Source organism: Streptosporangium vulgare, assembly GCF_042428775.1.
Taxonomy (GTDB): Bacteria; Actinomycetota; Actinomycetes; order Streptosporangiales; family Streptosporangiaceae; genus Streptosporangium; species Streptosporangium vulgare.
The window spans coordinates 1-8,241 of sequence record NZ_JBHMBS010000067.1; the positions used below are offsets into that span (position 1 = coordinate 1).

7 protein-coding genes are annotated in these 8,241 nt (G+C 68.6%); 5 read left to right on the forward strand and 2 right to left on the reverse strand.

Going from position 1 to position 8,241, the window contains the following annotated elements; all coding sequences use genetic code 11:
- Both ACFFRH_RS43820 and ACFFRH_RS43825 read left to right on the forward strand, forming a co-directional pair.
- Positions 1 to 249, forward strand: a 249-nt coding sequence (locus tag ACFFRH_RS43820; RefSeq protein WP_386164077.1) for a hypothetical protein, incomplete at its 5' end; no start/stop codon positions are given.
- Positions 250 to 493: 244 nt separating this feature from the next.
- Positions 494 to 1,489, forward strand: coding sequence for a helix-turn-helix domain-containing protein (locus ACFFRH_RS43825; protein WP_344748717.1), 996 nt, complete (start codon positions 494 to 496; stop codon positions 1,487 to 1,489).
- A 212-nt stretch (positions 1,490 to 1,701) separates the two neighbouring features.
- Here the strand turns inward: ACFFRH_RS43825 and ACFFRH_RS43830 are convergent, their stop codons facing one another.
- Positions 1,702 to 2,994 carry an alpha/beta hydrolase family protein gene (locus ACFFRH_RS43830; protein ID WP_344748718.1) on the reverse strand — a complete coding sequence of 431 codons (1,293 nt, stop codon included), beginning with the start codon at positions 2,992 to 2,994 and terminating at the stop codon, positions 1,702 to 1,704.
- A 159-nt stretch (positions 2,995 to 3,153) separates the two neighbouring features.
- Here ACFFRH_RS43830 and ACFFRH_RS43835 point away from each other — a divergent pair, with 159 nt between their 5' ends.
- Together ACFFRH_RS43835 and ACFFRH_RS43840 are read left to right on the forward strand one after the other, a co-directional pair.
- Positions 3,154 to 4,365, forward strand: a complete 1,212-nt coding sequence (locus ACFFRH_RS43835) for a sensor histidine kinase (protein WP_344748719.1) — start codon at positions 3,154 to 3,156, stop codon at positions 4,363 to 4,365.
- Complete coding sequence (locus ACFFRH_RS43840) at positions 4,362 to 5,030, forward strand: response regulator transcription factor (protein WP_344748720.1); 669 nt, start codon at positions 4,362 to 4,364, stop codon at positions 5,028 to 5,030. The genes ACFFRH_RS43835 and ACFFRH_RS43840 overlap by 4 nt, the downstream gene beginning before the upstream one ends.
- Before the next feature lie 120 nt (positions 5,031 to 5,150).
- Here ACFFRH_RS43840 and ACFFRH_RS43845 read toward each other — a convergent pair whose 3' ends face one another.
- Positions 5,151 to 5,954 (reverse strand): GlxA family transcriptional regulator, encoded by an 804-nt coding sequence (locus ACFFRH_RS43845; protein ID WP_344748722.1) that lies wholly within the window; start codon positions 5,952 to 5,954, stop codon positions 5,151 to 5,153.
- Between the two features lie 731 nt (positions 5,955 to 6,685).
- Here ACFFRH_RS43845 and ltrA point away from each other — a divergent pair.
- Positions 6,686 to 7,948, forward strand: coding sequence for a group II intron reverse transcriptase/maturase (gene ltrA, locus ACFFRH_RS43850; protein WP_344748723.1), 1,263 nt, complete (start codon positions 6,686 to 6,688; stop codon positions 7,946 to 7,948).
- Positions 7,949 to 8,241 lie beyond the last annotated feature (293 nt).

Here is an 8,241-nt window from a genome sequence, read left to right on the forward strand (position 1 = left end):
GTGCTGATCCTGCGGGCCCAAGGGGGCGACGACCGCTGGGGGAGGGCGACCGTCGCGTACGGCATCGCCGCCCTGGTGGTGCCCATCCTGCTGCTACTGGCGACATTGCCGTTCTCGAACGAGGGAAGCGCTGTCGAGGCACTCGGTGTGGTCTCGAGCGTCCTGGTCATGATCTGGCTGGCCCGCTCCGCCCACGACCTCGCCGTACCGCGCCACCAAGCGGCCGTCCAGACCACGTTGGAGGCATGAGCCGACGAGCAGTCGCGGTCCGGGAGCGTGGGCTTCCTGCGTCCCGCGCTGGATGAGCAGCCAGCGGCCGTCACGTTCCAGGAAAACCTCGACGTTCACGACGAACGCCGGTCGACCTCTTCGCGTCGTGCAGGCCGACGTGTTCGGAGGGTTCCGGCCGAGATTCGAGCCGAGCCGTGCGGCCGCATGACGGTGGCGGGGCGGGACTTGAGTCTCAAGCCGCTTGAGACACCATAGTGGCGGCATGGACGACAACGAGCTGTATCCGATCGGGGACGTGGCACGCCGGACCGGTCTGAGTGTCAGCGCCATCCGCTACTACTCCGACGCCGGGGTCATCGCGCCGACAGGTGTGACCGAGGCGGGCTACCGCCTGTACGACGTCCGGGCGATCGCCCGGCTGGAACTCATCCGCACTCTTCGTGACCTGGACGCCACCCTGGACGACATCCGCCAAATGATCGACGGAGAGACGTCGCTGCACGATCTCCTCGCGACCCACCTGGAGCTCGTCGAGCGTCAGGAGCGCGACCTTCGGGCCAGACGGGCCGTGCTGAGAACCCTGGTCAAGCAGGGCGGAACGGCCGCGCAGGTGACCCTGATGCACAAACTCGTCTCGATGCCCGACGAGGAGCGCGAGCGGCTCGTCGACGACTTCTGGAACGAGGTCGGCGAGGACCTCGACGTACCTCCCGGTTTCGTCGAGCGGTTGCGGACGATGCGACCGAGCCTGCCGGAGGACCCCACCGCCGCCCAGCTCGAAGCCTGGATCGAGCTGGCGGACCTGCTGCGGGGCGAGGAGTTCCGTGGCGCGGTCCGCTCCTATCTCCGGGACACCTACGGCACGTTCCCTGGACGGCGCATGGCCGCCGCACCGGTGTGGGACTTCATCCACGAGGAGGGGGCGAAGGTCGGGGAGGAGATCGTGGAGGCGTATCGTTCCGGGCTGCCGGCGGCCTCTCCCCGAGCGCAGGAACTGGTCGTTCGCATGGCGAACGCGTCCGCCGAGGCCGTCGGCGGGCAGGCCACGGCCGAGTCGCGGGAGAGACTGGCCACGGCCTTCCTCCTCGTCGAGGAGATCCAGCGCGAGGATTCCCATGAGGAGGCCCGCTACGACGCGACCCACGGCAGGTACCTGTCCCTGGTGGCCGTGATCAACGGGACGCCGCCCGCCGGGGACGAGGAGGGTCCCGAGCTCTTCGCGTGGATCGCGGCGGCTCTTCGTGCTTCGGCCCGGTGAGACGGCGAACCGGGCACGGCGGAAAGAGGAGACGGGCGAGGCCGGCAGCCGACGCGGTCGTGCTGATCACGGCTGGAGAACGGCCGGCGTTCGGGTCTTCTTCGCAGGGGGGGCAGGGTTCGGACGCGTATGCGGGAGAGGTGACTTCCCCGCGCCGTCGTCCGGGATGCCTGACCGGGGAAACCGGCCGCGTGGGCGAGGGCCCCATGAATTCAGGAGATGAGGGAGACCTCGGGGAAGCGAGTGTCGGGACCCTCGAACAGGCGGGTCGGCTTGCCTCGCAGGTGCAGGTCGAAGAAGGCCCCGACGTAGGCGCGCTGAGCCGCCACCGAACGGCCGGGATCGATCGTGCCCACGTAGTCCGCGAGCGGCACCTTGGGGAGTGTGGTCGCGATCTGCGGCAGCAACGGCTGCAGGTCGGTGAACGAGCCGTGGGCCGCGCCCTTGAAGCGCAGCTCCCGCTTCCACCCGGTCGAGGCCCGCCAGAACGACTTCCAGCTCGGCTCACTGTCACGTGTGTGGGTCTCGGCCGCCAGTTGCAGGAACGGCTTGGTCGCGCCCCGGGTGGCCACCGGGCCGACATAGGCGCCGTCGAGGTTGACGCCCGCGTCCACGCGGGCGTCCTCGCGAGTCAGTTGCGCGGCGACCGACCCGCCCAGCGACTGTCCCAGCGCCCCTACCCGCGAGGCGTCGGGCGCGCCGAGCATCCCCGTGGGCAGCCTGCCGCCGATGGGGCGGCCGTGGGCCAGGGCGGTCACCTGGTCCAGAACGTAGCGCATGTCCGCCAGGCGTGCCGTCGCGTGTTCGGCCAGCAGGTTGGCGATGACCTTCGGCGTCAGCTTCGCGGGCAGCGGCAGGGCGCGTACCAGGCGTCGGCCGGGAAACTCCACCTGGTCGGCCTCGTAGGTGTGGTCGACGGTGACGACCAGGTAGCCGCGCGAGGCCAGGTCCTCGACCAGGGTGGTGCCCAGCGTGCGCGGCCCGCCGTCCCCCGAACCGAACAGCACCACCGGCAGCCTGCCCGCACGCGGCTCGACCGGCGCGCCCACGCGGGCATGCGTGCGCGTGGCGGCCCAGGCGACGGCACCCTTGGCGATGCCCAGGGGCGGTGCCGAGTGCCGATCCCAGTCGGCGGCGGCCAGTGGCGGCATGTGCGGCGCGAGCGGCCCGCCGCCCGTCGCCGGGTACCACAGACTGATCATCAGTTCCCGGTACGGCTTGGCCGGCACCAGTGGATCGGGCCGCGAGCGGTCGACCAGTCGCATGGCCACGGTCCCGACCGTATAGGGGCCGCCGGGCGCGGGCAGGCTCACCCCGATCGGTCTCCCGGCGTCGGCGCCGGCCGCGGGCAGGCAGACCGCCGACACCAGTACGGCCAGCCCCGCGATCTTGCCTGCGACGCTTGCGGCTTTCGAGACGGCGGACGCCGGGCTGCTGGAAACAGCGGACGAGCCGGTGGCCTTGGCACCAACAGCCAAATCCGTATTTTTCGTGACAATGGGCATGCGAAGGCTCCTCGAACGAAAAAGAGTGTCCGACGAGGCTGGCAGTCCGGCAGGCCCGTGGCCAGCGGCGGAGGTCGTGCGCGCGCATGCGACTTTCGGATGACGGTCATCCCCGGGGAGGAGGGGGAGCGAGCCCGCAGGAGACCTAGGGTGAAGTGCATGAACCCAGCCGGCCATCCGGCGGCCCGCCTCATCGCGCTGAGCCGATGGTCGACCATGCCCGTCGACGCGCTGCTCGCCGCCGCGCTGTTCCTGGCCACGCTCGGACCCGGCCAGGTGCTGTCCGGTCCTCCGTGGCTGCTCGCGCTGCAGACGCTGCTGGTGGCGCCACTGGCCTGGAGACGGCGCGCTCCGATGACGGTCCTGGGCGCGATCGGTCTCGCCGCCGCCGTCCAGTGGGCGCTGGACGTGCAGCTTCCCGCCGACGCCGCCCTCCTGGTGGCCCTCTACACGGTCGCCGCGCGTCGCCCGTGGCGTCACACCCTGCCGGCGGCGCTCGCGCTGCAGGTCGGGGTGCTGCTGGCCGCCGCCCGGTGGGCGCCGCCCGGCCGGTTTCCCTTCACAGCGGCCGCGCTGAGCGCGATGGCGGCCGCCGCCCTCATGAGCGGCCTGTGGGTGCGGGGGCGACGGGCGTACGTGACCTTTCTGGAACGCGACCGCGAGCAGCGGGCACGGCTGGCCGTCGCCGAGGAACGCGCGCGGATGACCCGCGACATGCACGACATCGTCACTCACAACCTGTCTGTCATGGTCGCGCTCGCCGACAGCGCCGCCTACGTCCGCCACAGCGCGCCGGACCGGGCTGCGGCGGCGATGGAACAGATCGCCGCGACGGGACGTCAAGCCCTGCGGGACATGCGTCACTCGCTGGGCTCCGGCCGAGGTCGCGCCACCTCGGGCGAGGACCGCCTTGAGGAGACACTTCAGCCCGCGCCCGGGATCGCCGAGATCGGTCCGCTGGCCGAGCGGATGCGCGCGGCCGGACTCGCGACGTGTGTCCGGGTGACCGGTGACATCAAGGCGGTTCCCGCCGCCGCCCAGCTCACGATCTACCGGCTGGTTCAGGAGGCGCTGACGAACACGCTGCGGCACGCGCCCGGGGCCGGCGCCGATGTGCGGGTCGAAGTGTCGCCGCGCCGCGCCGAGGTGGAGGTCACCGATGTTCGCGCCCCGGTTGTGCTCGGCGCTCCTGGGTCCCCGGGCGCCGAAACCCGGGCGCCGGGGCCCCGCTCCGGGCTCCGGGACGACGGGCGCGGGATCGCGGGCATGCGGGAACGGGTGGCCGCCTACGGCGGGACCCTGGACGCCGGACCGGTGACGGGCGGCGGATGGCGGGTGCTGGCCGTGCTGAACCTGGGAGCGCCACGATGATCCGGCTGCTGATCGCCGACGATGAGTCGCTGCTGCGGATGGCCTTCCGCATGGTCTTCGAGGCCGAGCCGGACATGGAGGTGGCCGGAGAAGCGGATGACGGCGAGCAGGCGGCCCGGTTGGCGCGGCACCTGCGTCCGGACGTGGTGCTGATGGACGTACGCATGCCCGGCCTGGACGGCATCGAGGCCACCCGCAGGATCGTGCGCGACAGCCCACGTTCGCGCGTGCTCATCCTGACCACTTTCGATCTGGACGAGTACGCCTTCGCCGGACTGAAGGCCGGAGCGGCCGGGTTCCTGCCGAAGAACACCCGGCCGCAGGAACTGCTGAGCGCGATCCGCAACGTCGCGGAGGGAGAGGCGGCGCTGTCGCCACGCGTCACCCGCCGCGTGCTGGAGAGGTTCGCGCCGCAGATGACGCAGGGGCACGCCGAGCGGGACGAGCGGCTGACGCAGCTGACCGTGCGCGAGCACGAGGTGCTGGTGCAGGTGGCGCGCGGGCTGTCCAATGCCGAGGTCGCCGCGGCGTTGCATCTGGCCGAGGCGACGGTCAAGACGCATCTGAGCCGCGTGCTGGTCAAGCTCGGGCTGCGTGATCGCGCCCAGGTGGTGGTCTTCGCCTACGAGAGCGGCCTCATCCGCCCCGCCACCCCCGACCTTTGACCGATGTCGGGGACCGTTCGATCACCTTGATCGGACGGGATTTCGCGCTTTTCACGCCTTGAGGCCGCTGCACGGGCTCCTGCCCGGCCGGTGGTCCCGGGCGACTCGGTGCTCCGGCCGTCAGAGTGATCGGTCGACACGGCGGAAGGCCGAGCGGTAGTCCCCCGGGCGTCGTCCGGTGTGCTTGGCGAAGAGGGCGGCGAACGTGCCGGGGTCCTTGTATCCGACCGCGGCGGAGATGCGGGCGACGGTTTGGTCCGTGGTCTCAAGGAGGTGGCGGGCGCGACGGACATGCGACGACTGCAGGTACTCCAGCGGGCTCCGGCCGGTCTCGTCCGCGAAGCGCCGCAGCAGCGTCCGAGTGCTGACCTTGAACGTGTCCGACAACGCGGCGAGGTCGTATCGGGCGGCGAGGTTCTGGTCGAGTCGTCGCATGATCCTGTGGGAGAACTCGTTTCCCGGCTGCGGAAGAAATTGTGCGTCGACATATGGAGTCTGGGACGATCGCGCGTCGTCGACGAGCGCCACCCGTGCGGTCGTCCGTGCCACGCCGACACCGCTGTGACGGCGGATCAGCTCCAGCGCGAAGTCGTACATGGCGCTGAAGGCCGCCGTTGTCGTCACCCCCGTGTCGGTGACGACCAGATGCTCAGGTCGGACGTCGGCGTCCGGACAGCGTCGAGCCAGTTCGTCCGCGAGGAGCCAGGCGGTCGTGGCACGGCGTCGGTCGAGGAGCCCGGCCTCGGCGAGCAGGAACGCGCCGACACAGATCGAGACGACGGCGGTGCCGGCGGCGGCGTGTGAGCGGATCGCCGCGATCTCGGGAGCGAGGGGTGCGAGCTTCGCGTCCACGTCGAGGCCTGGCATGAGCTCGAACCCCGGCACGACAAGGACGTCCACCTCGCGCAGCGGTGAGACGTCCAACGCCGCGCCACCTAAGCGCTGCGGGCAAGGCACAAAATCTTTCTCCCGTCAACGACTATCCCACGGTCCTGCCCCGAAGAGGGGTCCCCGTAGCAAACAGCGAAAATCCAACGGATAGTGTGTCACGAACGCCGAAAGGGGTGTTATGTAGGTAAATCTCCTAGGCGGTGCTGTGCGAGAGATGGAGAATTAACGGCTCTCCAATGTCGTCCTGCGAGGGGAGGCATTAAACCACCCTCTGGTGCGTTAGCTGAAGACTGTCGTGCTGAGCGATGAGGGAAAAGGCGTCCGTCTGAGGCGTCAGGTGGGGATCAGGAAGGCGTAGCACTAAAAGCCCCTGCCGGGGGTTCGCTGTTGAAGCGTCGTAATGGAACAGATGGCATCGAAATCTGGGTCTTATCCGACCTTGGGATGAGCCTGGCGGGTGCTCGCTTATTGGCCAGGTGGTGTCCGGCGTGAAGGCGGCGCGAGCCTGATCTGCTGCTCTTGCACGGAACGTGAGAAGGCGTGTCCCGACATGTCCGCATGCTGGCTTCGGCCAGGAGCGGTGAGAGGGAGTGTCCCAAGCGGAGAACCCATGAGGGATTGAGTACCGTCGCGGGGTCACGCCGGCGGACTGGCCCGTAGTAGCTGTGAAGCTCCTGCTTGGTGCGGTGGGAGTGGAGCCAAGGGGCCAGGCCATCTGTGGTTTGTTCGTTCGATCAACCAGGCTCTGTCCTGGGAGGAGTCGCGTGAGCGAGCTGAAATCGGCAGGCAAGTCGTTCGAGATTTCCAAGTGGGAGGTCTGGGAGGCATGGGAGAAGGTCAAGAGTAATAAGGGCGGACCGGGAGTCGATGGAGTGACCATCGAGGATTTCGAGTCTGATCTGCGGAACAACCTGTTCAAGATCTGGAATCGGATGTCCTCGGGAAGCTACTTCCCACCTCCGGTCAAAGCGGTGGAAATACCGAAACAGCACGGCGGCGGCACGAGGATCCTCGGGATTCCCTGTGTCGGCGACCGGGTAGCACAAACGGTGGTGGCCATGCATGTGGAGAAGCGGGTGGATCCGATCTTTCATCCGGACTCCTACGGCTACCGGCCGAAGAAGGCTGCCTTGGATGCGGTGAGGAAATGCCGGGAGCGGTGCTGGAGAAAAGACTGGGTCATCGATCTCGATGTCCAGAAGTTCTTCGACTCGGTCCGGTGGGACCTCATCATCAAGGCTGTGGAGGCACACACCGATGCCCCGTGGGTAGTGCTGTATGTGAAACGGTGGCTGCGAGCCCCGATACGGCAGCCTGACGGGACGCTACTGGAGCGGGACCGGGGAACCCCGCAGGGGTCGGCGGTTTCGCCTGTGCTGGCCAATCTGTTCCTGCATTATGCGTTCGACATGTGGCTGGCCCGGGAGTTCCCGACGGTCGAGTTCGAGCGCTACGCCGACGACGCGGTCGTGCACTGCGTCACCGAGCGGCAGGCCCGCCAGGTTCTGGCGGCGCTGCAAGAACGGATGGAGGCGGTCGGGCTCACGCTTCACCCGGCCAAGACCAAGATCGTGTACTGCAAGGACGCGAACCGGCGGCATCGATACGACGTCACCGAGTTCACGTTCCTGGGATTCACGTTCCGGCCTCGCGCAGCGCGGGCGCAGAACGGCGGACTGTTCGTGTCGTTCCAGCCCGCGATCAGTAAGAACGCTCTCAACAAGATCAGCCGGGAAGTCCGCTCATGGCGACTGCACCAGCGGATCGGATCGACCTTCTCTCGACTCGCCAAAGCGATCAACCCGGTCGTGGACGGCTGGATGCGGTACTACGGCGCGTTCAACCGCACCGCGCTGCATCCCCTCCTGGAGCGCATCAATTCCTACTTGCTGCGCTGGATCCGCAAGAAGTACCGACGACTGCGCACCGTCAAGAAGGCGCTGCGTGCTTACAAAGACGCCGTACGCGCCTATCCCGCCATGTTCCGACACTGGCGGTGGACACCGCACGCCTGGCGAACAGGGTGACAAGAGCCCGGTGACGGGAGACTGTCACGCCGGGATCTGTGGGGGCCCGAGGCTGAGATGCCTCGGGCTACCCGCCTAGCTCTGAACTGCAGGTTCTTAGAGTTCATTGCAGGCAGATGCGACGCGGGTGGTGTACGTCCGGTGCGCCTTGCGCGCGGCTGGTCCGGCGGTCTGCTCGGCCAGGGCTGCGCTCTGCTTTGACATCCTCTCCGCCCTAAAGGACGGAGATTCCCGCCTGCCGCGTGGGCTTCGGGTGGGTTACTGCTTCGCCGCGCTGCGCCGGGACAAGTCCC

What these genes read in the sequence shown, in the direction of transcription:
- ACFFRH_RS43830 (WP_344748718.1), bottom strand. Translation starts at nt 2,994, where the DNA reads ATGCCCATTGTCACGAAAAATACGGATTTGGCTGTTGGTGCCAAGGCC.
- ACFFRH_RS43835 (WP_344748719.1), top strand. Translation starts at nt 3,154, where the DNA reads ATGAACCCAGCCGGCCATCCGGCGGCCCGCCTCATCGCGCTGAGCCGA.
- ACFFRH_RS43840 (WP_344748720.1), top strand. Translation starts at nt 4,362, where the DNA reads ATGATCCGGCTGCTGATCGCCGACGATGAGTCGCTGCTGCGGATGGCC.
- ACFFRH_RS43825 (WP_344748717.1), top strand. Translation starts at nt 494, where the DNA reads ATGGACGACAACGAGCTGTATCCGATCGGGGACGTGGCACGCCGGACC.